The sequence below is a fragment of the Nocardia amamiensis genome (assembly GCF_015477605.1).
In the GTDB taxonomy this organism is placed as follows: domain Bacteria; phylum Actinomycetota; class Actinomycetes; order Mycobacteriales; family Mycobacteriaceae; genus Nocardia; species Nocardia amamiensis_A.
On the sequence record NZ_JADLQX010000015.1, the window covers coordinates 65,376 to 92,303 of the forward strand.

Sequence of the window (26,928 nt, forward strand, 5' to 3'; positions counted from 1 at the left end):
CTTGTCGGCCCGGCCTGGGATGATGTGTCCATGCCAGGCACGTCCACTCCCACCACCACGACCCGCGAACAGTTCCATCTGCTGGCCGCGGAGCACCGGGTGGTCCCGGTGACCCGAAAAGTGCTGGCGGACTCCGAGACTCCGCTGTCGGCCTACCGCAAGCTGGCGGGTGACCGGGCCGGCACCTTCCTGTTCGAGTCCGCGGAGAACGGACGCTCGTGGTCGCGCTGGTCGTTCATCGGCGCGGGCAGCCCCTCGGCGCTCACCGTCGTCGACGGCGAGGCGGCCTGGCTCGGTCACATCCCGGCCGACGCGCCCTCCGGCGGCGACCCGCTGGTGGCACTGCGCGAAACCCTGGAACTGCTGCGCACCGAGCGCCTGCCCGGACTGCCTCCGCTGACCGGCGGCATGGTCGGGTACCTCGGCTACGACGCGGTGCGCAGGATCGAACGGCTGCCGAACCTGGCGCTGGACGACTTGGGCCTGCCGGAGATGGTGCTGCTGCTGGCCACCGACCTGGCCGCGTTCGACCACCACGAGGGCGCGATCACCTTGATCGCCAACGCGGTCAACTGGAACGGCACCGCCGAGCGGGCGGACGAAGCCTACGACGACGCGGTGGCCAGGCTGGACCGGATGACCGCCGCGCTGGGCGCGCCCGCCGATTCCACCGTGTCGGTGTTCGACCAGCCCGAGCCGCAGTACCGGCGCAAGCGCACCACCGAGGAGTTCGGCGCGGGAGTCCGCCGACTGGTCAAGGAGATCGAGGCGGGCGAGGCGTTCCAGGTCGTCCTGTCGCAACGTTTCGAAATGGACTACGACGGTTCGCCGCTGGACCTGTACCGGATGCTGCGTGCCTCGAACCCGAGCCCCTACATGTACCTGCTGCACATCCCGGACGGCGACGGCGGCACCGCGTTCTCCATCGTCGGCTCCAGCCCGGAATCGCTGGTGACCGTGAAAGACGGTGTGGCGACCACTCATCCGATCGCGGGCACCCGCTGGCGCGGTGTCACCGAGGAGGAGGACCTGCTGCTGGAGAAGGGCCTGCTCGCCGACGAGAAGGAGAACGCCGAGCACCTGATGCTCGTCGATCTCGGCCGGAACGACCTGGGCCGGGTGTGCGAGCCGGGCACCGTGCGGGTCACCGAGTACCGGCACATCGAGCGCTACAGCCACGTGATGCACCTGGTGTCGACGGTGTCGGGGCGGCTGGCGCCCGGGCGCATCGCGCTGGACGCGGTGCGGGCCTGCTTCCCGGCGGGCACCCTGTCCGGCGCGCCGAAGGTGCGAGCGATGGAGCTGATCGAAGAACTGGAGCCGACCCGCCGCGGCATTTACGGCGGTGTGGTGGGGTACCTGGACTTCGCGGGTGACGCCGACACCGCGATCGCCATCCGCACCGCACTGCTCAAGGACGGCACGGCCTACGTCCAGGCGGGCGCGGGCGTGGTCGCGGACTCGGACCCGGAGTACGAGGACGTGGAATCGCGCAACAAGGCGATGGCGGTGCTGAAGGCCGTCGCGGCCGCCGGAACCGTGCGGGCCTACGGCGCGGAACTCGATGCGGGGAACGGCGAACCGCGATGACAGCGGCCGACGACTCCGACCAGGAACCGGGCCGGGCCCGGGAACCGGCCGTCGACGCGAGCGCCACGGCAGAGCCGCAATCCGCTCCAGCACCGGATGATTCCGCCGCGCCCGCGCAGTCGTCGCACGGCGACGCCGATTCTCGCCGCAGGTATCCGGTCGGCCCCGTCGTGTTGCTGGGCATCGCCGCCGCCGCGCTCTGGGCTTCGTCCCGGATGACGTGGGTGACCGTCACCTCCTCCGACGGGCTCACCCAGCCGCGCACCGATCACCTCGATGGCGGGGTGTGGTTCGGCGCCTTGACACCGCTCGCGCTGGTGCTGCTCGCCTCGATCGCGGCCGTGCTGGCCACCAGGGGCTGGTTGCGCCGGGTGGTCGGGGTGCTCATCGCGCTGGTCGCCGCGGTGGCGGCGGTGCCGGCGTTCGCGCTGCTGACCGACTCCGGCGCGATCGCCGAGCGGGCCGCGAAGCTCGCCGAACTCCCGGCCCGCGCGCAGGTGCAGGAGGCGACCACGTCGGCCTTCCCGGCCGTGCTCGCCTTGCTCGGCGCGATCGCCGCGTTCGGCGCGGGCGTGCTGCTGGCCCGGATGCCCGCGGAAGCCGCGCGGCTGTCCGGCAGATACGACAATCCGGTATTCCGGCGCGCCGCCGCGACAGCGGAGGTCACGCAGCGGCGCACACAGTCTTCGGAGCAGGGATCCGAGCCGCAGGTGTCCGAGCGTGTGCTGTGGGACGCACTGGACGCCGGTACCGACCCGACCGAGGAACCTCCGGACGAACCGGACTCCGGCGAGGCGGGCCGACGTGCGCGCTGAGCTGCCCCCGTGCGCCGGGTGTGGCGGGTACCACCTTGCGCGAAGCCCTTCCGCGTGGTCCAACTCGAGCCCCGGCGCAAACGCGCCCGGTAGGTCCATTTATTCTTTGTCAGCATCGGTGAGACAGCGCCTGGGGGGATTCTCAGGTAGCAAGTCCGTCTCCCCAGAAAGGATTCGAGCCAGATGACGGTACTCGACTCGATTCTCGACGGGGTCCGCGCGGATGTGGCCGCTCGGGAAGCCCTTCTCGACTTCCAGGCGGTGAAGGCCGCCGCAGCCGCCGCGCCCGCGCCGCTGGACGCCCGCGCCGCGCTGCTCGAGGACGGCATCGGCGTGATCGCCGAGGTCAAGCGGGCCAGCCCGTCCAAGGGCGAACTCGCGGACATCGCCGACCCGGCCAGCCTCGCCAAGGCCTACGAGGACGGCGGCGCGCGGGTCATCAGCGTGCTCACCGAGGGCCGCCGCTTCAACGGGTCGCTGGACGACTTGGACGCGGTCCGCGCCACGGTGAACATCCCGATCCTGCGCAAGGACTTCGTGGTCGGCCCGTACCAGATCCACGAGGCTCGTGCGCACGGCGCGGACGTCATCCTGCTCATCGTCGCGGCGCTGCAGCAGGACGTGCTGTCCTCGCTGATCGACCGCACCGAATCTTTGGGGATGACCGCGCTGGTCGAGGTGCACACCGAGGAGGAGGCCGACCGCGCGCTGGAGGCGGGCGCCTCCGTGATCGGCGTGAACGCCCGCAACCTCAAGACGCTCGAGGTCGATCGCGACGTGTTCGCCCGGATCGCGCCCGGACTGCCCACCGAGGTCATCCGGATCGCCGAGTCCGGCATCCGCGGCACCGCCGACCTGCTGGCCTACGCGGGCGCGGGCGCGGACGCCGTCCTCGTCGGCGAGGGCCTGGTGACCAGCCGCGACCCCCGCGCCGCGGTGTCGGAGCTGGTGACCGCGGGCACGCACCCGTCCTGCCCGAAGCCGGCGCGGCGGGGCCGGTGACGCGCGTGGCGGCATTACCTCAGGCCAGCGACGGCGTCGCCCAGCGCAGCGGCCACGAGCCGGACGCGGGCGGGCACTTCGGCGTCTATGGCGGCAGGCACGTCCCCGAGGCGCTGATGGCGGTGATCGAGGAGGTCACCGCCGAATACGAGAAGTCCCGGCTCGACGAGTCGTTCCTGGGCGAGCTCGACCGGCTGCAACGCGACTACACCGGCCGCCCGTCGCCGGTGTTCGAGTGCACCCGGCTGGCCGAGCACGCGGGCGGTGCGCGCATTCTGCTCAAGCGCGAAGACCTGAACCACACCGGCTCGCACAAGATCAACAATGTGCTCGGCCAAGCCCTGCTGGCCAAGCGAATGGGCAAGACCAGGGTGATCGCCGAGACCGGAGCGGGCCAGCACGGCGTGGCCACGGCCACCGCCTGCGCGCTGCTCGGCCTGGACTGCATCATCTACATGGGTGCGGTCGACACCGCGCGTCAAGCGCTGAACGTCGCGCGCATGCGGCTGCTCGGCGCCGAGGTGATCTCGGTCACCTCCGGTTCGCAGACCCTCAAGGACGCCATCAACGAGGCGTTGCGCGACTGGGTGACCAACGCCGACGACACCTACTACTGCTTCGGCACCGCCGCGGGCCCGCACCCGTTCCCGATGCTGGTGCGCGATTTCCAGCGCATCGTCGGCATGGAGGCCCGCGCCCAGGTGCAGGCCTCGACCGGCCGGCTGCCCGACGCGGTCGTCGCCTGCGTCGGCGGCGGCTCCAACGCCATCGGCATCTTCCACGCGTTCCTCGATGACGCCGACGTCCGGCTGATCGGCTACGAGGCGGCCGGTGACGGCGTCGACACCGGGCGGCACGCGGCCACTTTCACCGGCGGGACGCCGGGCGCCTTCCAGGGCGCGTACTCGTACCTGTTGCAGGACGAGGACGGCCAGACCATCGAATCGCACTCGATCTCGGCGGGACTGGACTACCCCGGCGTCGGCCCCGAGCACGCCTACCTCAAAGACATCGGCCGCGCCGAGTACCGGCCGATCACCGATACCGAGGCGATGGACGCGCTGTTGCTGCTCAGCCGCAGCGAGGGCATCATCCCGGCGATCGAGTCGGCGCACGCGGTGGCCGGCGCGCTGCAACTGGGCAAGGAGCTCGGTCCCGGCGCGATCATCCTGGTGAACCTCTCCGGCCGCGGTGACAAGGACATGGACACGGCAGCGCGGTGGTTCGGGCTGTTCGACGCCGAGACGGAGGAAGCGCAGTCGTGAGTCAGCAGTCTCGTCTTGCGAACACCTTCGCCGCCTGCCGCGCCGAGGGCCGCGCCGCGCTGATCGGCTATCTGCCCGCGGGATTCCCCGACCTCGCCGGTTCGATCGACGTCGTGCGCGCGATGGTCGAATCCGGCTGCGACATCATCGAAGTCGGCGTCGCCTACTCCGATCCCGTGATGGACGGCCCGACCATCCAGGCCGCCGCCGAGCAGGCGCTGCGCGGCGGCGTGCGGGTGCGTGACGTGTTCTCCGTCGTCGAGGCGATCACCGGCGCAGGCGGCAAGGCCGTGGTGATGAGCTACTGGAATCCGGTGCTGAAGTACGGCGTCGATCGCTTCGCGCGCGATCTGGCCGCCGCTGGCGGGTCCGGCGTCATCACCCCCAACCTGATCCCGGAGGAGGCCGACGACTGGTTCGTCGCCTCGTCCACGCACAACCTGGACCGCGTCTTCCTGGTCGCGCCGTCCTCCACCGAGGAGCGCCTGGTGAAGACGCTCGAGGCCAGCCGCGGCTTCGTGTACGCGGCCTCCACCATGGGCGTCACCGGAGCCCGCGACGTGGTCTCCTCGGCCGCGCCCGCGCTGTGCGCGCGCATCCGGGCCCACTCCGACATCCCGATCGGCGTCGGGCTCGGCGTGCGCTCGGGCGAGCAGGCCGCCGAAATCGCGGGCTACGCCGACGGTGTGATCGTCGGTTCGGCGCTGGTCACCGCGGCCGCCGACGGGCTCGACGCGGTGCGGCGACTCACCGCCGAACTCGCGGCCGGAGTCCGTTCGCCCATCGCGTTCGCGAGTTGACTCACGGGCCGTAGCTCCATGGCCGCGGCGGTCGTCCGACGGCGGCTGCCTCGCGATGACGCAGTCCCTCGACGTCCGCAGCATCAGGCCGGTGCCGTGGTGCTGAGCAACAAGGTGCCGCCGGATCTGGCGACGCCCGACCGTGGAGCTTGCGACTGAAGCGCACTCCGCTACGGTGGCGACCGTGACCTTACAAGTCCTGGCAGACAGTGTCGTGGCCAACAGCGACGTGCTGGCCTACATTCCCAGCCCCCCGCAGGGGGTGTGGCAGCTCGGGCCCTTCCCGTTACGGGCGTACGCCTTGTGCATCATTCTCGGCATCGTCGTCGCGATCTGGTGGGGTGAGCGCCGCTGGCGCGCGCGGGGCGGCCAGCCCGGCGCGATCCTGGACGTCGCGATGTTCGCGGTGCCGTTCGGTCTGGTCGGCGGCCGGCTCTACCACGTGGCCACCGACTGGCAGAAGTACTTCGGTGCGGACGGAAACCCGGTCGACGCGCTGAAGATCTACCAGGGCGGACTCGGCATCTGGGGCGCGGTGCTGCTGGGCGGCATCGGCGCGTGGATCGGTTGCCGGGTGTACCGGATTCCACTGCCCGCGTTGGGTGACGCGGTGGCCCCGCCGATCCTGCTCGCCCAGGCCATCGGCAGGCTCGGCAACTACTTCAACCAGGAGCTGTACGGCCGCGAGACCGACCTGCCGTGGGGCTTGCAGATCTTCCGCCGGGTCGGCGACGACGGTCAGCTGGACATGATGAACGGCGTCTCCACCGGCGTGGTCGACAAGATCGTGCATCCCACCTTCCTGTACGAGATGGTCTGGAACCTGCTCGTCGTCGTGCTGCTGGTGTACGTGGACCGACGTTTCCGGATCGGCCACGGCCGCCTGTTCGCGCTGTACGTCGCCGGTTACTGCTTCGGGCGGTTCTTCGTCGAGCTGATGCGCGCGGACGAGGCCACCCAGATCGCGGGCATCCGGATCAACTCGTTCACCTCCGCCGTGGTGTTCCTGGGCGCGATCGCCTACTTCGTGTTCGCCACCAAGGGCCGCGAGACGCCCGAGCAGTTGCAGCCCGGCGCGAGTCCTCGCCCGTGGCCGTGGCAGCGCCGCGCGCTGCGCGCCGCGGGCACGGCGTCGGCCGAGAAGCCTTCGGACGCAGCGGTATCCGAGCAGACCGTGAGCGATGCGGGCACCGCCGGAACCGGCGGGGAGACATCCGCGGGCGAGTCCGGTCCCGCGACGTTCGGCGGCGCGTCCGCCGAGACCGGTTCGGAGAAGGCAGGTTCGGACAAGAGCTGATCGGTGCCGTCCGGTCCAGGTGCGGTGGCGGATGCGGCGAGCGCCGGCCCGCCGTCGCCCACGCCGGGTTTCCCGTTCACGGCAACGAATCGGCGACACACGGCGATAACTCCTCGCAGGGCCGAAAACATCGGGGGCGACAACCTGGTCGATCCCGGTGACAATGTCTCGTGATCGTCGCGAGTGGCAAATCGGCGGTCCAGCAAGGACGGGGGCCGACAAGAGGGTGCCCGCACGAATGAGGAGGACATGAGTGACCGACCCTAACCAGCAGGTTCCGGGTTCTCCGGGCCCGCAGTACGGCCCGCCCGGGACGGGTCCGGATCTGACCAAGCCGCTGGAGGCGCAGACCCCGCCGCAGTACAGCTCGCCGTCGGCCCCCTACGGCCAGCCCCAATACGGCCAGCCCGCCGACCCCTACGGCCAGCAGCCGGGCGGCTACCCGCCCGCGCCGTATCCGGGTGCGCCGCAGGGGTACAACCCGAACGACCCCGAGGCGCCGTGGGGCCGCGACCCCTTCGGCGTACCGCTGTCGGAGAAGCAGAAGCTGATCGCGGGCCTGCTGCAGATCTTCCTCGGTAGCTTCGGCGTCGGGCGCTTCTATCTCGGCTACACCGGGCTGGGCATCGCCCAGCTGGTGGTCACGATTCTCACCTGCGGCCTCGGCGGCATCTGGGGTCTCATCGACGGCATCCTGATCCTCGTCGGCAAGGTCCCCGATCCGCAGGGACGCCCGCTGCGCGACTGATCGCGGCCGCACCGGCACGGCAGGGAGGCGGGCCCGCGTTGTCCGCCTCCCTGCGTACGCCGGGCGAAATCAATGAGCACAATCCTTCCGCGCAGGATGATCGGGATACTGTCGTGGCGGTGGGTCCGCGCGTAGCATGGCCGGATTCGCGTGTCGTGTGTGGAGCTCCACGCACTGAAGAGAGGGATTCCGTGCGTCGCAAGCTGTTCGCCGCCGCCATGCTCGCCATCGTCGCCGCCACGGGCCTGAGCGCGTGCGGCGACAGTGACCCGAACGTGCTGAAGGTGGGCACCGAGGGCACCTACGCGCCGTTCAGCTTCCAGGGTTCCGACGGCAAGCTCACCGGTTACGACGTGGAGGTGATCCAGGCGGTCGGCGACAAGCTCGGCAAGAGGGTCGAGTTCGTCCAGACGCCGTGGGACGCCATCTTCGCCGGGCTGGAGTCCAAGCGCTTCGACCTGGTCGCGAACCAGGTGACCGTGAACGACGAGCGCAAAGCCAAGTACGCGCTGTCGGTGCCGTACACCACGTCGGCCGGCGTGATCGTCACTCGCGCCGACAACAACGCGATCACCCGTCTCGCCGACCTCAACGGCAAGACCTGCGCACAGTCGGCCACCAGCAACTGGACCAAGGTCGCCACCGACGCGGGCGCGAAAGTCGAGGCGGTAGAGGGCTTCGTGCAGGCCATCCAGCTGTTGAAGAACGGCCGCGTGGACGCGACCGTCAACGACACCCTCGCCGTCGCGGAGTACACCAAGAAGACCGGCGACAGCAGCGTGAAGATCGCGGGCAAGACCGGAGCGGAGAGCAAGCAGGCATTCGCCGCGCGCAAGGGCGACGCGTTGATCGCCGATGTGGACAACGCGCTGAACCAGCTGCGCGCCGACGGCACCCTGGCGAAGATCTCCGAGAAGTACTTCGGCGCCGACGTCAGTCAGTAGCCGCCCCTTCATGGACGCCGCCACCAGGGATCTCATCTGGCACAACCTGTGGCCGATGCTGCAGGCCACCGTCACCAAGACCATCCCGCTGACCGCGATCAGCTTCGCCATCGGCTTGGTGCTCGCGCTATTCCTCGCGCTGGCCAGGATGTCGCCGGTGTGGCCGCTGTCGGCCGCTGCCCGGTTCTACATCTCGATCATTCGCGGCACTCCACTGCTGGTGCAGCTGTTCATCGTGTTCTACGCGCTGCCGCAATTCGGTGTCGTGATCGACCCCTTCCCCGCCGCCGTGATCGCGTTCAGCCTCAACGTGGGCGGCTACGCTGCCGAAGTGGTGCGCGCCGCCATCCTCAGTGTCGCCGGCGGCCAGTGGGAGGCGGCCGAGGCGCTGGGCATGTCCTATCCGATGATGTTGCGGCTGATCATCCTGCCGCAGGCGGCCCGGATCGCGGTGCCCCCGCTGTCCAACACGCTGATCTCGCTGGTCAAGGACACCTCACTGGCGTCGACCATCCTGGTGACGGAGTTACTGCGGGTCGCCCAGCTCGCTGCGGCGCCCACCTTTGACTTCTTCGCGCTCTACGGGGTCGCGGCGTTGTACTACTGGGTGATCTGCCTGATCCTCGGATTCGCGCAGACCCGGCTGGAAACGAGGCTGGCCCGGCATGTCGCGCGCTGAGTATCCGTTTGTACCCGCTCACGGCCCCTCGTTCATATTTTTCACCAAGGTTTCACCATGGCCACGGCGAGACCTGCGCACCCACCGGGACTAGGCTCTACTCGTGATGCGACGGACGAAGATTGTGTGCACGCTCGGCCCGGCCACTGCCACCGAGGACCGTATCCGCGAACTCGTCGAGAGCGGTATGGACGTAGCGCGGCTGAACTTCAGCCACGGCGAGCACGCGGACCATGCCGAGAACTACAAGAAGGTGCGGCAGGCCGCCGACCATCTCGGCCGAGCCGTCGGCATTCTCGCCGACCTCCAGGGTCCCAAGATCCGCCTCGGCCGCTTTCTGGAGGGCAGGACCGTCTGGGCGACGGGCGAAGAGGTCCGCATCACCGTCGACGACATCGACGGGACCCACGACCGGGTGTCCACCACGTACAAGGAACTGGCCAAGGACGCCAAGCCCGGCGACCGCCTCCTGGTGGACGACGGCAAGGTGGGGGTGGTCGTCACCCGCGTCGACGGCAACGACGTGGTCTGCCGGGTCACCGAGGGCGGCCCGGTCTCCAACAACAAGGGCGTCTCGCTGCCGGGCATGGACGTGTCGGTGCCCGCGCTCTCGGAGAAGGACATCGAGGACCTGGAGTTCGCGCTGAAACTCGGCGTCGACTTCATCGCGCTGTCGTTCGTGCGGTCCCCGTCCGATGTCGAGCTGGTGCACGACGTGATGGATCGCATCGGCCGCCGGGTGCCGGTGATCGGCAAGTTGGAGAAGCCGGAGGCGATCGACAACCTGGAGGCCGTGGTCCTCGCCTTCGACGCGGTGATGGTCGCCCGCGGCGATCTCGGCGTCGAGCTGCCGCTGGAGCAGGTGCCGATCGTGCAGAAGCGCGCCATCCAGATGGCCAGGGAGAACGCCAAGCCGGTCATTGTCGCCACCCAGATGCTGGAGTCGATGATCGACAACTCCCGCCCGACCCGCGCCGAGGCCTCGGACGTGGCGAACGCGGTGCTCGACGGCGCCGACGCGGTGATGCTCTCGGGTGAGACCTCGGTGGGCAAGTACCCGATCGAGACGGTGCGCACGATGGCGCGCATCGTGCACGCGGTGGAAACCGAGTCGACCCGGGTCCCCCCGCTGACCCACGTGCCACGTACCAAGCGCGGAGTGATCTCCTACGCCGCCCGCGACATCGGCGAGCGGCTCAACGCCAAGGCGCTGGTGGCGTTCACCCAGTCGGGTGACACGGTGCGCCGCCTGGCCAGGCTGCACACCCCGCTGCCGCTGCTGGCGTTCACGCCGCTGCCGGAGGTGCGCAGCCAGCTGGCGCTGACCTGGGGCACGGAAACCTTCATCGTGCCGACCGTGGAGAGCACCGATGCGATGATCCACCAGGTGGATGTAGCACTTCTGTCGATGGACCGATACCAGAAGGGTGATCTGGTGGTGATCGTGGCGGGATCGCCGCCCGGCACCGTAGGCTCCACCAATCTGATCCACGTGCATCGCATCGGCGAGGAGGACCATTAGTGAGTGCTTCCCTAGGCAGCCCCGTCATCGTCGCGGAGCCGCCCGCACTGCGCTCCGACTTGGACGTGCTGCTCGGCCTGCTCGATCTGGAACAGATGGACGAGGATGTCTTCGTCGGCCAGCACCCGGAGAAGGTGTGGAGCCGGACCTTCGGGGGGCAGCTCGTCTCGCAGGCCATCATCGCGGCGGGGCGCACGGTCGGTGACCGTCCGGTGCACGCCGTGAACGCGCATTTCGTGCGCGGCGGGGACGTGAAGAAGCCGATCGAGTACCGGGTGGACCGCCATCGCGACGGCCGCGCGTTCGCCAATCGCACGGTCACCGCCACCCAGGATGGCCAAGAGCTGTTCGTGATGCTCGCCGCGTTCCAGGATTGGGGCACGGGGCTCGAGCACGCGCACGCCCAGCCGGAGGTGCCCGATCCGGAGACGCTGCCTCGCGTGGAGGAGAGCTTCGAAGGCTTGGAGGACAAGCTGGAGATGTTCGTCAACGCGCCGCATCCGATCGATATGCGCTACACCAACGACCCGGCCTGGATTCTGAAGGGCACGGGGGAGCGGCTCAACCACAACCGGGTGTGGATGCGCGCGGACGGCAGGCTGCCCGACGACCCGCTGATCCACGTGGCGATGCTCGGCTACTCGTCCGACACCACAGTGCTGGACTCGATCATCACCACCCACGGGCTGTCGTGGGGCTTGGACCGGATCGTGGCCGCCACGGTCAACCACTCGATCTGGTTCCACCGCCCGTTCCGTTTCGACGAGTGGGCGCTGTATGCCACCGAGTCGCCGGTGGCAGCGGGCTCCCGCGGCCTGGCGACCGGACGGTTCTACTCCCGCAGCGGAGACCTGCTGGCCACCACGGTGCAGGAGGGGCTCATCCGCCACTTCCCCTCGCGCCGGCGGGATTGACCCACGCCTCGGCCTTCGTTCGGCCGAGTCCGTCGACCCGCGTCAGAGCAGTTCGCGGTCGCGATCGATGTCGAGATCGACGTCGGTGCGTTGCGAGGCGCGGATCGAGACCGGGATCTGCCGTCCCGGCTCGGTTCGCGCGAGTCCGGAGATGCCGCGTAGCAGTTGCCGTTCCAGCATGGCCACGTCGGCGTCGGTCAGCTGGTCCGGCGCCCCGACGAGGCTGAGCGCGATTTCGTATGTGCGGCGGTTCTCCGGTGCGTCGTCGAGCCGATCGGTAGCGCAGTGGCTCGCCAGGGCCGCATGGGCCGGGTCATCGGTATCGACCGGCAAGGTGAAGCGCCAGGCGAACACGTCGCGGTCGGTGAGATAGTCGTCCACCACCTCGCGCACGGTCTCGACGACGCGTTCCAGAGCCTCCGGTGTCACATAAACATGGAGCGAAACATCCGAAATTCGCTTCGGCATGTCTGATTCCTGTCCTGTGTCGAAGCAGCAACGGCGGAGAGTGTTGTCCGCGGGAGTGTAAACCGTCCAGGCCCGGAATGGACATAGCGAATCGTGACAGGCGAGTTGGCCGGGTATTCGACGTTGGCCGACCCGGTGACGTGTTATCGCGCGCGCTGGGCCGCGAGGAAGGTCGCCAGGGGCGCGCGTGACGCGCCGGGGCGGATCACCAGTCCGGTGTGCTCGTCGTCGTGCGGGCGGGGCTGCTCGTGCGGGGCGAGCGCCAGCAGCAGCGGCACGAGCGCGTCGGCGATGCGGTCGCCGACCTCGCAGAACGCCTGGGCCGACAGCCCGACGGGGTCGGCGATGTTCTCCCGGCCGACCAGCGAGAGATCGTTTCGCGCGGAATGCAGTTCGGCGACGGTGCGCGCGCCGGTGACGTGGGCGATACGGCTGGCTTCCAGCAGCGTGAAAGTGCGCGGACGGGCGCCGAAGGCCATTTCGATCGCTTGGTCGCGGATCTGCTCGGTCATCGCGAGGACCAAGTCGGCTTTGTCGATCATCTCGGGCCGCAGGCGTCTGGCCCGGAAGTTGGCCGGGTCGGCGCCGAGCCCCGCGATGGTCTGCGCGGCGAGCGGTTCGACCGGAAATCCCACCAGCGCACGGGTTCCCGCGCTCTCGGTGGTGAGGTGGGGGATGGCGTGTTCGGCCGCCACGGCGCGGGTGAGCCGCTCGGCGATTACCGAACGGCAAACGTTGCCGTTGCAGACGAACAGGACATGCATAGGAACACGATAAGCCGCGCGGAAGCTACCAGAACGTCCCGATTCAGTAGTCCCAGGTGTGGGAACAACATATTCATCTGCTTGTAGCGCGCCGTACACGAGGCCTGCGACGTACGTCACTTACGCGGGAGGTGCGGTTCGGTTCCCCGCACTCGGCGTACCCCGTAGCGGGCGCAGCGAAACGCTGCATTGTGATTGCTCCGTGATAAGACCGCTTGCGCAGACTACCCGGATTCGCCGTCGTAGTAAGCGGATTCGGGCGCGACGGGCTCGAACTCGGCGGGTCTGTCCTCGACGCGTCCGCGGGTGGTGAACCTCTTCCCGCGAGGAGGGGGCCACGGGCGCGAACCGCGCGAGGCCGGTGGCGGGATCCATGTCGTCGTACATGGCATCGATGCCGCCGCACCCGCATGCCGAGATAGACGACCACGAGATCCGGAGCACGAACCATCGGAACCGCATCCCCTGCGCGAAATTTATGAACGCAACTCACGACCGCCCGTAACATTCGCCGACCGCAAAATGGGACGGTCACCCGGCCCTGACGCTCCGCCCGATTGGCCAACGCGCGCGGCCCCACAGCGCCGACGATGGACCACCGGAGCCCCGGGTTGCACCGAGAGCATGATGAGTTCCCCAGATAAGCGCTCTCGGCAGACGAAGACAGCTGTCAGTCGTTGATAACCGCCGCTGGCCGAAACCCCGGATCGCACCAACGACCACCACGAGACGCGTTCCACCGAACGCAACCACACGCATGGGGGGTTCGGGGGCGAAGCCCCGCCGAGCGGGGCCTGGGGGTTGCACCCCCAGAACAATGACGAACTCCCCTCCGGTGAGCGCTCCCCGCGAACAGGGCTCACCTCGGGAGCGAGTGCCGAGTGTGGGACTCGAACCCACACGTCCTTTCGGACAACGGTTTTTGAGACCGTCGCGTCTGCCAGTTCCGCCAACTCGGCGCACCGGGTGGAAACTATAGCGGGTCGGGTGCCGTGGAAGCGAATGGGTTGGCCTCGGGGGCGCTAGCGCGCGGTTTGCGCAGGGTATATGCGTTCTATGCCGAAGTGAAAGGTACTCTTTACATCACTCGGCAGCCTGATGGCCCGCGGTGGTCTTCCGTGCGATCGCGGCCTATTTTCGGCGTGTCGGGTACAGGGCATCGGAACCAGAGGGGTCTACCTATGAGCACAGCAGCTGGGGGCGCCGGCACCAAACGGGACGCCGGGGCGAAGCGGGTCGTCGTCGCCGAGGACGAGGCGCTCATTCGCATGGATCTGGTCGAGATGCTGACCGAAGAGGGCTACCAGGTGGTCGGCGAGGCGGGCGACGGCCAGCAGGCGGTCGATCTCGCGGTCGAGCACCGTCCGGATCTGGTCATCATGGACGTGAAGATGCCGCGCCGGGACGGGATCGACGCGGCGGCCGAGATCGCGTCGAAACGTGTTGCGCCCGTGGTCATCCTGACCGCGTTCAGTCAGCGCGACCTGGTGGAGCGGGCGCGCGACGCCGGTGCGATGGCCTACCTGGTGAAGCCGTTCACCAAATCGGACCTGGTCCCGGCGATCGAATTGGCGGCCAGCCGCTTCCATGAGATCACCGCGCTGGAGAGCGAGGTGGCGAATCTAGCCGATCGGCTGGAGACGCGGAAGCTGGTCGAGCGCGCCAAGGGTGTGCTGATGCAGACTCAGGGCCTTTCGGAGCCGCAGGCGTTCAAGTGGATTCAGCGCACGGCAATGGATCGCCGCACGACCATGAAGGCGGTCGCGGAAGTCGTGTTGGAGAACCTGACGCCGAAGTGACATCGGTGCGCGCGGGCGGGAAAATTTACGCTGTCGAAACACGGTCGTGAACAAGAATTCGACACAATGTTGCGCGCATGATCCGAATGTGATGCGGAACTAACGTACCAACGCTATGTTCTGACCGGGCTGACGTGGTCGGCCTCCTCGGCGAGCCCGGGGGAGCACAGAACTTAGATGAGGTGAATCGTGCTTAGTTCGACATGGCGCAGTCGATCGACGCGAGGTGTTCTGGCCGTCGGCGCTGCCGCCGCGCTGGTGCTGACCGGTTGTAGCGAAAAGTCCACCAGCAGCGGTTCGGATTCCTCGGGCACCAATGGCGCGGGCGGCTTGTCCATCCAGCCGGTTCTGCAAGTCGACCAGCAGGGCAAAGAGGTGCCGAAGGCCGACACCGCCACGGCGGCCGACCCCGCGGGCGACGGCAAGGCGACCTGCGCGCCGGGTACGTCCATCGCTATGGCGGGCGCGCTGACCGGTCCGGACGCCGCGCTCGGCATCAATATCGTCAACGGCGTCAAGCTCGCCCTCGACCAGCACAACAAGGCCAATCCCGGCTGCAAGATCGAGCTGAAGCAGTTCGACACCGAGGGCGACCCGCAGAAGGCCACCCAGGTGATTCCGCAGATCGTCAACGACAAGTCGATCATCGGCCTGGTCGGCCCGGCGTTCTCCGGTGAGACGAAGGCGACCGGCAAGATCCTCAGTGACGCGGGCCTGGTCGCGGTCACCTCCTCGGCGACCAACGCGACGCTGACCCAGAACGGCTGGACCACCTTCTTCCGCGGCCTGGCCAATGACGACGTGCAGGGCCCGTCGGTGGCGAAGTACCTGGTCAACACCGCGGGCTACAAGAAGGTCTGCGTCATCCAGGACAACACCGACTACGGCACCGGACTGGCGAAGTCGATCACCGAGGGCTTGGGCCCGGTGGCCGATCCGGCCTGCGCCGCCAGCATCAAGAAGGGCGACAAGGACTTCTCCGCGACGGTCACCAAGGTGGCGGGCGCGAATCCGGACGCCATCTTCTACTCCGGTTACTACTCCGAGGCCGCGCCGCTGGCCCAGCAGCTGAAGTCCGGTGGCGTGAAGGCGGTCTTCGTGTCCGCCGACGGCACCAACGATCCGCAGTTCGTTTCGCAGGCGGGCAGCGCGGCCAAGGGCGCGAAGCTGTCGTGCCCGTGCGGTCCCGCGCCGGACAAGTTCGCCAAGGACTACCAGGCGCTCAACGGCCAGGCGCCCGGTGTCTACTCGGTCGAGGCGTACGACCTGACCAGCATCCTGGCCAAGGGCATAGACGGCGGTAAGGTGACCCGTCCGGATCTGCTCGAATATGTGCGGACGTACGACGGTGCCGGCCTCGCGCGTCAGTACAAGTGGAATCCGAACGGTGAGCTGTCGAACGCGCTGATCTGGGTGTACGAGGTCAAGTAGCTCTGGGACTCGGACGCACGGCACGTACCGGGGTTCGCGCGAACCCCGGTACGTGCCGTTGTTCCGCGGGCGAATGGATGAGGGCAAGAAATAAATGAAATCAACGGCATTGGCCGGTGGGGCACAACTCCTCGGCGGCTCGATCGACTTCAACTACGAGGGGTTGATCGATAGTTTCTGGCGACTGACCGTCGACGGAGTGACCTATGGCGCCATCTATGCCTTGGTCGCCGTGGGCTATACGTTGGTCTACGGCGTATTGCGCCTGATCAATTTCGCCCATTCGGAAATTTTCATGCTCGGCTTGTTCGGGCAATTGATCGGGTTGATGATCTTCGGATTCGTCGCGAGTCCCGACGTCTACACCCAAGGTGTCGTGCTCACCGTCGTCTATCTGGGGTTGGCGATGGTCGTGGGCATGGTGGTATCCGGTGGCGCGGCCGTCGGATTGGAACGGGTCGCGTATCGACCGCTACGTAAGCGGGGCGCCAAACCGCTGGCCTTCCTGATCACCGCGATCGGCATGTCGTTCGTGCTGCAGGAACTGGTGCACTTCGTACTGCCGAAGATCCGCCCCGACCTCGGCGGCACCAACGCGCAGCAGGCGATCCGGCTCGTGGAGCCCACCGTGCAGTTCAGTTTCGGCGGCGCGGACATCACCAACATCATGCTGCTCATCGTGGTCGCCGCCGTGGTGCTGGCGATCGTCACCGAGATCCTGATCAATCAGACCAAGTTCGGCCGCGGCATCCGGGCCGTGGCCCAGGACCCCGACACCGCGACGCTGATGGGTGTGTCGCGGGAGCGGGTCATCATGCTGACCTTCCTCATCGGCGGCGTGCTCGCGGGCGCGGCGGCGATGCTGTACACGCTCAAGATCCCGAACGGGATCATCTACTCCGGCGGATTCATCCTCGGCATCAAGGCGTTCAGCGCCGCGGTGCTCGGCGGCATCGGCAATCTGCGCGGTGCGCTGCTCGGCGGCCTGCTGCTCGGCGTGGTGGAGCAGTACGGCCAGATCCTGTTCGGCACCGAATGGCGTGACGTGGTCGCGTTCGTGGTGCTGGTTCTTGTGCTGATGATTCGCCCGACCGGCATCCTCGGCGAGAGTCTCGGAAGGGCACGCGCATGATCGACACGACCAAGACGGCGCCCGCGCCGGACACCGAGCGGCGTGGCCTCGGCGACGCGATCCGCACCTGGTGGGAGGGCCTGAGCAGGCCCGCGCAGTGGGGCGTCGGCGTCCCGATCCTCCTGCTGCTGGCGCTGCTGCCGCTGTTCCCTCCGCCGCTGCTGAACACGCCCTCCTACAACTTCGGCCTGGTGATGGCGCAGGTGGCGATGTACGCGCTGCTGGCGATCGGCCTCAACGTGGTGGTCGGGCAGGCGGGCCTGCTCGACCTGGGCTACGTCGGTTTCTACGCCGTAGGCGCGTACACCGTCGGCCTGCTCACCAGCCCCAACAGCCCGTGGAACCAGACCGACGGCGGCTGGCTGGATCCGGAGTGGGCGTGGCTGGCCTGCCTGCCGCTCGCGGTGGCGGTCACCGCTGTCTCGGGCCTGATCCTCGGTTCGCCGACGCTGCGCCTGCGCGGTGACTACCTGGCGATCGTGACACTCGGCTTCGGTGAGATCGTCCGGCTGCTGGCGGAGAACCTCACCGAGATCACCAACGGCAGCCTCGGTTTGTCGGGCGTAGCCTACCCGCACGTCGGCGAGTCGGAGAGCAGGCCGGAGGGCGTGTTCTCCGGCGGCAACAGCGGTGACCCGGACGCCGTGAACCTCCTCGACCGCGCCAGCTACGGCACCTACTGGTACTGGCTCGGCATGGCGCTGGTGGTGATCGTGCTGCTGATGGTCGGCAACCTGGAGCGCAGCCGGGTCGGGCGCGCCTGGGTGGCCATCCGCGAGGACGAGGACGCGGCCGAGATCATGGGCGTGCCGACGTTCAAGTTCAAGCTGTGGGCGTTCATGATCGGCGCCGCGGTGGGCGGCATGTCCGGCGCGATCTACGCCGGACAGGTGCAGTTCATCAACCCGACCGGGTTCAACATCATCAACTCGATGCTGTTCCTGTGCGCGGTGGTCATCGGTGGTCAGGGCAACAAGCTCGGCGTGATCTTCGGCGCGTTCGTCATCGCCTATCTGCCCGCGCGACTGCAGTCGGTGAACCTGGTGAGCAACGAGTCGACCGGGTACGTCCTGCTGGCGATCGACGTCGCGGTGTTCGTCGCGCTGATCGTCGTGTGGCGGCTGTGGGCCGACCGGCTCAGTGTGTGGCCGCGCCGCGGGGTGATCACGGGAATGGTGGCCAGCGGCGTGCTGGCGCTGCTGCTGCTGGGCAGCGTGTTGCTGTTCCGCAAGGGCGGCGCGCAATCGCTGGGTGACCTGAAGTATCTGTATTTCGGTATCGCGTTGGTGGTGATGATGATTCTGCGTCCGCAGGGTCTGTTCCCGGTGCGGCAGAAGCTGCTCACCTACGGCAGACAGGTGTATCAGGCCGTGCGCAGACCGGCCGCGCGCGAGCTGATCGGAGCGGGACGATGACCGGGCCCGGCGCGGGCGACGCGCTGTTCGACAACGAGGACATGGCCGCCGGCTATGCGCCCGCACCGGAGGTCCAGAGCGCGGGCACGGTGGACGTGACCGCGGTGCTCCCGGTTCTCGCCGACTCCGAGACGGTCGCGGAAGTCGTCGCGCCGCATCGTGTCATCGAGACCGCGGTGGGTGAACCGCTGTTGCGCACCGATGGCCTGACGGTGAAGTTCGGCGGCCTCACCGCCTTGGACGACGTGAGCTTCGAGATCCGTCGCGGCGAGATCCTCGGCCTCATCGGTCCCAACGGCGCGGGCAAGACCACCTGCTTCAACGCGATCACCGGCGTCTACCAGCCCGCCTCCGGACTGGTGTACTTCGACGGGAAGCCGCTGACGAAGACCAAGCGCAACGCGATCACCCGCCTCGGCATCGCGCGCACGTTCCAGAACGTGCGGCTCTTCGGTGAGATGACCGCGCTGGAGAACGTGGTGGTCGGCACCGACGCGCGGCACAAGACCTCGGTGCCGGGCGCGATTCTGCGGACGCCGCGGCATCGGCGCGAGGAACGCGACGCCATCGAACGCGGTATGGCGTTGCTGGAGTTCGTCGGCATCGCGCCGCGAGCGGTGGAGAAGGCGCGCAACCTCTCCTACGGTGACCAGCGCCGCCTGGAGATCGCCCGGGCACTGGCCACCGAGCCGAAGCTGCTGTGCCTGGACGAGCCCGCCGCCGGGTTCAACCCGAGCGAGAAGTCCGCGCTCATGGACCTGATCCGCAAGATTCGCGACGACGGGTTCACGGTGCTGCTGATCGAGCACGACATGCGGCTGGTCATGGGCGTGACCGACCGGATCGTGGTGCTGGAGTTCGGCCGCAAGATCGCCGACGGACTGCCCGCCGACATCAGGGACAACCCGGCGGTGATCGCGGCGTACCTGGGCGTGCCGGACACCGAGGTGGGCGAAACCGGTGCTGCCGGCGACGGATCCGGCAGTGCCGCAGGCGAAAGCGGCGCGACTGGTGGCGATGCGCGGTCCAGGTCGGGGAAGGCCCCGCTGGGCAAGCCGACGGTCGCACAGCTCGCCACGCAGCCCGGAAAGTCCGCCGGTTCTCCGCTGCTCGAAGTCGAGGACATGGTCGTCAACTACGGCCGGATCCAAGCTTTGCACGGGATCTCGCTGACCGTCGCGGAGGGCGAGCTGGTCACGCTGCTCGGCGCCAACGGCGCGGGCAAGACGACGACCATGCGCGCCATGTCCGGGCTGTTGCCGCTGACCCGCGGGCGAATCCTGTTCGAAGGCCGCGACATCACCCAGATGAAGGCACACGAACGCGTCGGGCGCGGGCTGATCCAGGCGCCGGAGGGCCGGGGCGTGTTCCCCGGCATGACGGTGCAGGAAAACCTGGACATGGGTTGCTATGGACGGGTTTTCAAGCAGAAGGCCGAGTACGACCGGACGCTGGAGTGGGTTTTCGAGCTGTTTCCACGCCTGCTCGAGCGGCGCAAGCAGGTCGGCGGCACGCTCTCCGGCGGTGAGCAGCAGATGCTGGCCATCGCCCGTGCGCTGATGGCCCGGCCGCGGCTGCTTCTGCTCGACGAACCGTCGATGGGCTTGGCGCCCATGGTGATCCAGCAGATCTTCCGGATCATCAGCGAGATCAATCAGCAGGGCACCACCGTGCTGCTGGTCGAGCAGAACGCCCAGCAGGCGCTTGCGCGCAGCCACCGCGCCTACATCATGGAGACCGGCGAGGTCACCAAAACCGGCCGCGGCGGCGAACTGCTCACCGATCCGGCGGTGAAGTCGGCGTATCTCGGCGTGGGCTGAACCCCCGAGCCCGGTGCCGCGCGGCCCGGCTCGAGGCATGATCGTGACCATGGATGGTCACGACGAGCTGATGAGCTTGGCCGAGCGGTACTGGGACTGTGTGCTCGAGGCGGCGCCGAGCGAGGCGACCCTGCTCGGCGACCGCCGCTTCGACGACCGGATCGAGGACCTGTCCGCCGAGGCGGAGCAGCGGTTGCTCTCGACCTGGCGCGAGCTGCTGCGCGCGGTGGACGCGCTCGACGCCGACCGGCTGAACCCGGCCGACCGCATCACCCGCAGTCTGCTGCGCACCGAATTAGGCGGGGCGGTCGAGCATTTGGAGTGGCGGCCGGTGGAGATGGCGTCCGACCAGATGACCGGCGTGCACGCCGGGATATTGATGGTGGCGCCGCAGACCAACGCGCCGCGCCCGGAGAACGCGCTGGCGCTGGTCCAGCGCTACCGGCAGTTCGGCACCATGCTCGGCCAAGCCGTGGAACGGTTCCGGTCGGGTCTGGCCGCCGGTCGCGCGCCCGCCCGGATCACCATCGAGCGCTCGCTCAACCAGCTCGACGGCTATCTGGACTCCGATCTCGCCGCCGACCCGTTCGTCACGTTCCCCGGACCGGACGGATGGGACGGCGAGGCCGCGTGGCGGGCCGAATTGGCCGGGGTGGCAAAGGATGTCATCCGTCCGGCGTTCCAGGTCTACCGCGACGCGCTCTACGACGAACTGCTGCCGGCCAGCCGCCCCGACGACAAGCCCGGCCTGTGCTGGCTCGGCTCCGACGGCGACGACATCTATCGGCGGCTGCTGCGCCATCACACCACGCTGCCGGATCTCGGCGCCGAGGAGATCCACGAACTCGGCCTCAGCGAACTGGCGAAGCTGCGCGAGGAATACGCCACGGTGGGCGAGCGGCTGTTCGGCACCGGGGATCTCGGCGAGGTGTTCGCCCGGCTGCGCGACGATCCCGCGCTGTGCTACGACGACGCCGAGCAGATCATGTTCGACGCGCGGCGGGCGCTGTCGCTGGCCACGGCCGAGATGGGAAACTGGTTCGGGCGGCTGCCCAGGGAATCCTGCGACATCGTGCCGGTGCCGGATTTCCTCGCCGCGGACGCCCCCGCGGCCTACTACTTCCCGCCCGCCGCCGACGGATCCCGGCCCGGCACCTACTTCGTCAACCAGCACCATCCCACCGGCCGCGGCCGCTACGAAACCGCGTCGGTGGCCTACCACGAGGCGATCCCCGGCCATCATCTTCAGCTCACCATCGCGAACGAGCTGGACCACCTCCCGCGCTTCCAGCGTCAGTCCTTCGCCAACACCGCTTTCGTCGAGGGCTGGGCGCTCTACACCGAGCGGCTGGCCGACGAAATGGGTTTGTACGAGGACGATCTCGGCCGCCTGGGCATGCTGGCGGGGGATTCGTGGCGCTCCTGCCGTCTGGTGGTCGACACCGGTCTGCACGCGAAGGGCTGGACCAGACAGCAGGCCATCGACTTCATGGTGGCGAACGCGCCGGTCGGCCTGGCCGAGATCACCGTGGAGGTGGACCGTTACATCGCCATGCCGGGGCAGGCGGTCGGCTACAAGGTGGGCCAGCTGGAGATCCGGCGCCAGCGGGTGGCCGCCCACGAGCGGCTCGGCGCGGACTTCGACATCAAGGCTTTCCACGACATGGTGCTCGGTTCGGGATCGGTGAGCCTGCCGGTGCTGCGTGAGCTGGTCGCCGCGCTCTGAGCCAGCGGGAATCCCGCCGCCACGGATGGTGGGTATCGGCGTATCGGCTTGTCGGTGGCGGTCCCTAGACTCTGGAGCGTGAGTTCACCCACGACCGCTCCGCGTCCCGCCACCGCGTCCGGCTCCAGCGATCCCGGCTCGGGCGACCGGCCGACGCTGCTGCTGCTGGACGGGCATTCGATCGCCTACCGCGCGTTCTTCGCGCTACCGGCGGAGAACTTCAAGACGGTCACCGGGCAGACCACCAACGCGGTGTACGGCTTCACCGCGATGCTGATCAACCTGCTGCGCGACGAGAAGCCGACGCATGTGGCCGCGGCGTTCGACGTGTCGCGCCAGACCTTCCGCGCCGAGGCGTATCCGGCGTACAAGGCCAACCGCACCACCACGCCGGACGAGTTCCGCGGGCAGGTCGAACTCACCAAGGACGTGCTCGGCGCGCTGGGCATTCCGGTGATGGCGATCGATGGCTTCGAGGCCGACGACATCATCGCCACGCTCACCACGCGCGCGTCGGCCGAGGGCTTCCGCGTGCTCATCGTCACCGGCGACCGGGACGCAATCCAGCTCGTCGACGAGAACGTCACCGTGCTGTACCCGCGCAAGGGCGTCTCCGATCTGACCAGGTTCACCCCCGACGAGGTGATGGCCAAATACGGCCTCACACCGAACCAGTACCCCGACTACGCGGCGTTGCGCGGCGACCCGAGCGACAATCTGCCGGGCATCCCCGGTGTCGGCGAGAAGACCGCCGCCAAGTGGATCCGTGAATACGGCGACCTGAACACCCTGGTCGACAAGGTCGACGAGGTGAAGGGCAAGGTCGGCGACGCGCTGCGGGCCAACCTGAGCAGTGTGGTGCTCAACCGCCAGCTCACCGAGTTGATGCGGGAGGTGCCGCTGCCGTACACGCCCGACCAGCTGGCGCAGGGCCCGTGGGATCGGGAGAAGATCCACCGCTTGTTCGACGACCTCGAGTTCCGCGTGCTGCGCGACCGGCTGTTCGAGACGCTGGCCCCGCCGGAACCCGAGGCGGAGGCCGGTTTCGAGATCAGCGGCGGCGCGCTGGAGATCGGCGCCGTCGCCGCCTGGCTCGCCGAGCACGCGAAAGCCGGTGTGCGTCACGGAGTCTCGATCGTCGGAACGGGTGTTCCGGCACACGGTGACGTGCGCGCGCTCGCCATCGCGGCCGGTGACGGCGAGAGCGGCTACATCGACGTCACCGTGCTGACTCCGGAGGACGAGGCCGCGCTGGGCGCCTGGCTCGCCGATCCGGCCGTGCCCAAGGCGCTGCACGAGGCGAAGGCGGCTCTGCACGCGCTACGCGGCCGCGGCTGGACCCTCGGCGGGCTGACCAGCGACACGGCGCTGGCCGCCTACCTGGTCCGCCCCGGCCAGCGCACCTTCAACCTCGACGATCTCTCGTTGCGCTACCTGCATCGGGAGCTGCGCGCCGAGACCGCCGAGACCGCGCAGCTGTCGTTGCTCGACGAGGAAGACACTGTCGACGCCGAACTGGCGCGGGCGCAGATGCTGCGCGCCCGCGCCGTCGCCGATCTGGCCGACGCGCTGGACGAGGAACTGCGCAAGATCGAGTCCACGCCGCTGCTCGCCGATATGGAGCTGCCGCTGCTGGGGGTGCTGTCCAGGCTGGAGGACGCGGGCATCGCGGTGGACACCGACCAGCTGGAGACATTGCAGCGGCAATTCGCCGACCGGGTCACCGAGGCGGCCAACGCGGCCTACGACGTGATCGGCAAGCAGATCAACCTGGGCTCGCCCAAGCAGCTGCAGGTGGTGCTGTTCGACGAACTGGACATGCCGAAGACCAAGCGCACCAAGACCGGCTACACCACCGACGCGGACGCGCTGGAGTCGCTGTTCGAGAAGACCCAGCACCCGTTCCTGGAGCACCTGCTCGCGCACCGCGACGCCACCCGGCTCAAGGTCACCGTCGACGGCCTGCTCAAGTGCGTTGCCGAGGACGGGCGCATCCACACCACGTTCAACCAGACGATCGCCGCGACCGGCCGGTTGTCCTCCACCGACCCGAATCTGCAGAACATCCCGATCCGCACCGACACCGGACGGCAGATCCGCGACACCTTCGTGGTCGGCTCCGGCTACGAGTCGCTGATGACCGCGGATTACAGCCAGATCGAGATGCGGATCATGGCGCACCTGTCCGGGGACGAGGGCTTGATCGAGGCGTTCAACTCCGGTGAGGACCTGCACAGCTTCGTCGCGTCGAAGGCGTTCGACATCCCGATCACCGAGGTGACTCCGGAGTTGCGCCGCCGGATCAAGGCGATGTCCTACGGCCTGGCCTATGGGCTGAGTTCCTATGGACTGTCCGCGCAGTTGAAGATCAGCACCACCGAGGCGAAGGAGCAGATGGAGGTCTACTTCGCCCGCTTCGGCCGGATCCGCGACTACCTGTACGAGGTGGTCGAGCAGGCGCGCAAGGTCGGCTACACCGAGACGCTGTTCGGCCGTCGCCGCTACCTGCCCGATCTGGACTCCAGCAACCGGCAGCGCCGGGAGTCGGCCGAGCGGATGGCGCTCAATGCCCCGATCCAGGGCACCGCGGCCGACATCATCAAGGTCGCGATGATCAACGTGCACCGGGCGATGCAGGCGGCCGGGCTGCGCTCCAGGATGCTGCTGCAGATCCACGACGAGTTGCTGTTCGAGGTCGCGGACGGGGAGCGGGAGGCGTTGCAGGCGCTGGCGCGCGAACAGATGTCCTCGGCGATCGCGCTGTCGGTGCCCTTGGAGGTCTCGGTGGGCGTCGGCCGCAGCTGGGACGCCGCCGCGCACTGACAACCCCGCGAAACACATCGAGCGGACATGCCGGGCCCGACCGCACGGGCCCGGCAGCCGGCTTTCCGGGAGCTATCATCGGCTCGCCGCGCCAGCAAACGAATCACCGTGAACGGGACGGGTGTCCCGCCGCGCGCGGGCATCTACCGTGAGGCTGGTCATATAGGGGATTCACGCATACCGAGCGCAGGGGATGGCCCATGACTGTCACCGATGAATACCTGGCGAACAACGCGGCCTACGCGAGCGCCTTCCAAGGCCCGCTGCCCTTGCCGCCCTCGAAGGGCGTGGCCGTGGTCGCGTGCATGGACGCGCGGCTCAACGTCTACGGCGCGCTCGGCCTCGCGGAGGGCGAGGCGCACGTCATCCGCAACGCGGGCGGCGTGGTCACCGCCGACGAGATCCGCTCGCTGGCGATCAGTCAGCGGTTGCTCGGCACCAGGGAGATCATTCTGATCCACCACACCGATTGCGGCATGCTCACTTTCACCGACGACGCCTTCAAGGCCGCCATCCAGGCGGAGACCGGGATCAAGCCGGAGTGGTCGGTCGAGTCGTTCTCGGACCTGGAAACGGATGTGCGCCAATCGATCGCGCGGATCGTCGCCAGCCCGTTCGTGCCGCACAAGAACGCCATCCGCGGCTTCGTCTTCGACGTCGCCACGGGCGAGCTGAACGAGGTATCCGCGCGCTAGCGCAGCGCCTTCCGTTGTGCGACAGAGGGATTCGGGAACGCCTCGATCGCGCTTCGACGCGGCATTTCACTCCGGGCGTTGCCGCACCAGGCGTGCCGAACCGCTCGTGAGATCCACCTCGTCGCGCGGGGGCGCGCCGTCGGACTTGTCCTCCCGGTGCATCAGCGTCGTCATTCGCTGCTCGAATTCGTAATGCTTCGCGCCCTGGAACAATGCCGTCACCTCTTCGAAGCCCACAGCCGAGACCGGACGACCTGACCTTTTGCGGGTCCAGGGCAGCACGCGGCTTCCGGTGAGTTTGTTCCACGCGACCTCGGCGAAGGCGAGCGCGATCAGAAGGAGGGACAGACCCGGGATGGTCATGGCGACGAGACCCATGCCACCGACGTTACCTTCGCGCTGCCCGCAACCTCCTGAACTGCGCAAACAGTACTCGCCAGTAGACAAATCGGGCACCCGAATATGGTTGCTATTGCGCCGCGATGTCCTTATCCTCGATCGCGTGCCGAATCCCGCCGACCGCCACAGCGCAGCGCTCCGCGTCGCAGACCGCGACCGCGCTGTGTCCACGGCGTCGCTCACCGGGCCCTCCGTGATTACGTCGGCCACCGCCGCCGGGCCGGAGGATCGTGCAGGGCTGATTCCGCTTACCGCGATGGCGGCGCGGCGTCGTCGAGGCCTCGTAGTAGCTCGCCGTAGCGGGGTCTGATCCGGGCCGGCTCCCTCGCTGCGGGCTGTTCGACTTTGTTAGTGCTGGTCGCCTCTGTCAACTTCAGCCACGACATTCTTCGGGAAGACCTACTTTCAATGACCATCCTGTCTCTCGATACCGACATGTTCCATGCCGCCGCTCCCAAAGGTCTGCGGGCCGAAAGCGCCGGCCTCACCCCGGCGGAGTTCCACCGCCGTTACTGCGAGCACAATGGCCCCGTCAGACTCGGTGACTGGTCGCCCGCGGGCAGCCGCACCGCCGAGTTCACCGCCACCCTGGAGTTCGCCGGGCACCTGCGGACCGTCGTCGCCGCAGGCAGCCCGGTCGCGGCGATGACCTCGGCCCTCTACGACGAGGGATACCCGGTGGAGATCCTGCAGTTCCACCAGCGGCGGACCGCCAGTGGCACCGCCACTTTCGTGCAGTGCGAGTGCGACGGCAGGCGCGGCTGGGGTGCGGCCATCGCCGACGACGGCGCCGAGTCGACGGTGCGCGCGATGATCGCGGGCGTCAACCTGCTCGGCGCGTCCTGATACGAATTTCGACCGCGGGGCGGTACGCCACCCC

The 26,928-nt window shown here is 68.3% G+C and carries 23 protein-coding genes, 1 tRNA gene and 1 pseudogene; 21 read left to right on the plus strand and 4 right to left on the minus strand.

The window, feature by feature from the left end; all coding sequences use genetic code 11:
- The first annotated feature begins 30 nt into the window (after positions 1-30).
- The 11 genes from IU459_RS20515 to IU459_RS20565 all read left to right on the plus strand — a co-directional run bounded on the left by IU459_RS20515 (position 31) and on the right by IU459_RS20565 (position 11,576).
- Positions 31-1,590 carry an anthranilate synthase component I gene (locus IU459_RS20515; protein ID WP_195131168.1) on the plus strand — a complete coding sequence of 520 codons (1,560 nt, stop codon included), beginning with the start codon at positions 31-33 and terminating at the stop codon, positions 1,588-1,590.
- A complete protein-coding gene (locus IU459_RS20520) occupies positions 1,587-2,405 on the plus strand; it encodes a TIGR02234 family membrane protein (RefSeq protein ID WP_195131169.1) in 819 nt (272 codons plus the stop codon). The genes IU459_RS20515 and IU459_RS20520 overlap by 4 nt, the downstream gene beginning before the upstream one ends.
- A 183-nt stretch (positions 2,406-2,588) precedes the next feature.
- Positions 2,589-3,407: an indole-3-glycerol phosphate synthase TrpC gene (trpC, locus tag IU459_RS20525; RefSeq protein ID WP_195131170.1), complete on the plus strand. Its 819-nt coding sequence runs from the start codon at positions 2,589-2,591 to the stop codon at positions 3,405-3,407.
- Complete coding sequence (trpB, locus tag IU459_RS20530) at positions 3,404-4,672, plus strand: tryptophan synthase subunit beta (RefSeq protein ID WP_195131171.1); 1,269 nt, start codon at positions 3,404-3,406, stop codon at positions 4,670-4,672. Before trpC ends, trpB begins: the two co-directional genes overlap by 4 nt.
- On the plus strand, positions 4,669-5,472 hold the full coding sequence (gene trpA / locus IU459_RS20535; RefSeq protein ID WP_195131172.1) for a tryptophan synthase subunit alpha: 804 nt from the start codon (positions 4,669-4,671) through the stop codon (positions 5,470-5,472). The genes trpB and trpA overlap by 4 nt, the downstream gene beginning before the upstream one ends.
- Positions 5,473-5,656: 184 nt before the next feature.
- Positions 5,657-6,769, plus strand: a complete 1,113-nt coding sequence (gene lgt, locus IU459_RS20540; RefSeq protein ID WP_195131173.1) for a prolipoprotein diacylglyceryl transferase — start codon at positions 5,657-5,659, stop codon at positions 6,767-6,769.
- A gap of 253 nt (positions 6,770-7,022) precedes the next feature.
- Complete coding sequence (locus tag IU459_RS20545) at positions 7,023-7,517, plus strand: TM2 domain-containing protein (protein ID WP_195131174.1); 495 nt, start codon at positions 7,023-7,025, stop codon at positions 7,515-7,517.
- A gap of 218 nt (positions 7,518-7,735) precedes the next feature.
- The gene (locus IU459_RS20550) at positions 7,736-8,461 is read left to right on the plus strand and encodes an amino acid ABC transporter substrate-binding protein (RefSeq protein WP_228838252.1); all 726 of its coding nucleotides are present in this window, start codon (positions 7,736-7,738) and stop codon (positions 8,459-8,461) included.
- A gap of 10 nt (positions 8,462-8,471) precedes the next feature.
- On the plus strand, positions 8,472-9,140 hold the full coding sequence (locus IU459_RS20555) for an amino acid ABC transporter permease (RefSeq protein WP_195131176.1): 669 nt from the start codon (positions 8,472-8,474) through the stop codon (positions 9,138-9,140).
- A gap of 103 nt (positions 9,141-9,243) precedes the next feature.
- Entirely contained in the window at positions 9,244-10,662 is a 1,419-nt protein-coding gene (pyk, locus tag IU459_RS20560; protein WP_195131177.1) for a pyruvate kinase, read from the plus strand.
- Positions 10,663-10,757: 95 nt separating this feature from the next.
- Positions 10,758-11,576: an acyl-CoA thioesterase gene (locus IU459_RS20565; RefSeq protein ID WP_228838254.1), complete on the plus strand. Its 819-nt coding sequence runs from the start codon at positions 10,758-10,760 to the stop codon at positions 11,574-11,576.
- Between the two features lie 42 nt (positions 11,577-11,618).
- On the opposite strand, the gene IU459_RS20570 is transcribed toward IU459_RS20565, so the two are convergent.
- The 3 genes from IU459_RS20570 to IU459_RS20580 all read right to left on the minus strand — a co-directional run bounded on the left by IU459_RS20570 (position 11,619) and on the right by IU459_RS20580 (position 13,767).
- Positions 11,619-12,044 (minus strand): hypothetical protein, encoded by a 426-nt coding sequence (locus tag IU459_RS20570; RefSeq protein WP_195131178.1) that lies wholly within the window; start codon positions 12,042-12,044, stop codon positions 11,619-11,621.
- A gap of 143 nt (positions 12,045-12,187) precedes the next feature.
- The gene (locus IU459_RS20575; RefSeq protein ID WP_195131179.1) at positions 12,188-12,808 is read right to left on the minus strand and encodes an arsenate reductase/protein-tyrosine-phosphatase family protein; all 621 of its coding nucleotides are present in this window, start codon (positions 12,806-12,808) and stop codon (positions 12,188-12,190) included.
- An 875-nt stretch (positions 12,809-13,683) separates the two neighbouring features.
- Positions 13,684-13,767 (minus strand) — tRNA-Leu (locus IU459_RS20580).
- Between the two features lie 222 nt (positions 13,768-13,989).
- Here IU459_RS20580 and IU459_RS20585 point away from each other — a divergent pair.
- From IU459_RS20585 to IU459_RS20620, 9 genes and pseudogenes are all read left to right on the plus strand, one after another.
- Positions 13,990-14,607 (plus strand): ANTAR domain-containing response regulator, encoded by a 618-nt coding sequence (locus tag IU459_RS20585; protein ID WP_040777220.1) that lies wholly within the window; start codon positions 13,990-13,992, stop codon positions 14,605-14,607.
- Positions 14,608-14,796: 189 nt separating this feature from the next.
- A complete protein-coding gene (locus IU459_RS20590; RefSeq protein WP_440446515.1) occupies positions 14,797-16,038 on the plus strand; it encodes a branched-chain amino acid ABC transporter substrate-binding protein in 1,242 nt (413 codons plus the stop codon).
- A gap of 94 nt (positions 16,039-16,132) precedes the next feature.
- Positions 16,133-17,170, plus strand: a complete 1,038-nt coding sequence (locus tag IU459_RS20595; RefSeq protein WP_195131180.1) for a branched-chain amino acid ABC transporter permease — start codon at positions 16,133-16,135, stop codon at positions 17,168-17,170.
- Entirely contained in the window at positions 17,167-18,585 is a 1,419-nt protein-coding gene (locus tag IU459_RS20600) for a branched-chain amino acid ABC transporter permease (RefSeq protein ID WP_195131181.1), read from the plus strand. The genes IU459_RS20595 and IU459_RS20600 overlap by 4 nt, the downstream gene beginning before the upstream one ends.
- Positions 18,582-19,535: pseudogene (locus tag IU459_RS38590) on the plus strand (ABC transporter ATP-binding protein); the annotation flags it as partial. The gene IU459_RS20600 and the pseudogene IU459_RS38590, both read left to right, overlap by 4 nt.
- A 174-nt stretch (positions 19,536-19,709) precedes the next feature.
- Complete coding sequence (locus tag IU459_RS38595; protein WP_228838255.1) at positions 19,710-20,405, plus strand: ABC transporter ATP-binding protein; 696 nt, start codon at positions 19,710-19,712, stop codon at positions 20,403-20,405.
- Positions 20,406-20,454: 49 nt separating this feature from the next.
- On the plus strand, positions 20,455-22,131 hold the full coding sequence (locus IU459_RS20610) for a DUF885 domain-containing protein (RefSeq protein WP_228838256.1): 1,677 nt from the start codon (positions 20,455-20,457) through the stop codon (positions 22,129-22,131).
- 78 nt (positions 22,132-22,209) lie between these two features.
- The gene (polA, locus tag IU459_RS20615) at positions 22,210-24,954 is read left to right on the plus strand and encodes a DNA polymerase I (RefSeq protein ID WP_195131184.1); all 2,745 of its coding nucleotides are present in this window, start codon (positions 22,210-22,212) and stop codon (positions 24,952-24,954) included.
- A 200-nt stretch (positions 24,955-25,154) separates the two neighbouring features.
- Complete coding sequence (locus IU459_RS20620) at positions 25,155-25,649, plus strand: beta-class carbonic anhydrase (protein ID WP_195131185.1); 495 nt, start codon at positions 25,155-25,157, stop codon at positions 25,647-25,649.
- Between the two features lie 66 nt (positions 25,650-25,715).
- Here the strand turns inward: IU459_RS20620 and IU459_RS20625 are convergent, their stop codons facing one another.
- Positions 25,716-26,027 (minus strand): DUF6191 domain-containing protein, encoded by a 312-nt coding sequence (locus tag IU459_RS20625; protein WP_195131186.1) that lies wholly within the window; start codon positions 26,025-26,027, stop codon positions 25,716-25,718.
- A 429-nt stretch (positions 26,028-26,456) separates the two neighbouring features.
- Between IU459_RS20625 and IU459_RS20630 the strand changes: the two genes are divergently transcribed.
- Positions 26,457-26,894: an alpha-isopropylmalate synthase regulatory domain-containing protein gene (locus tag IU459_RS20630; RefSeq protein WP_195131187.1), complete on the plus strand. Its 438-nt coding sequence runs from the start codon at positions 26,457-26,459 to the stop codon at positions 26,892-26,894.
- Positions 26,895-26,928: the final 34 nt, after the last annotated feature.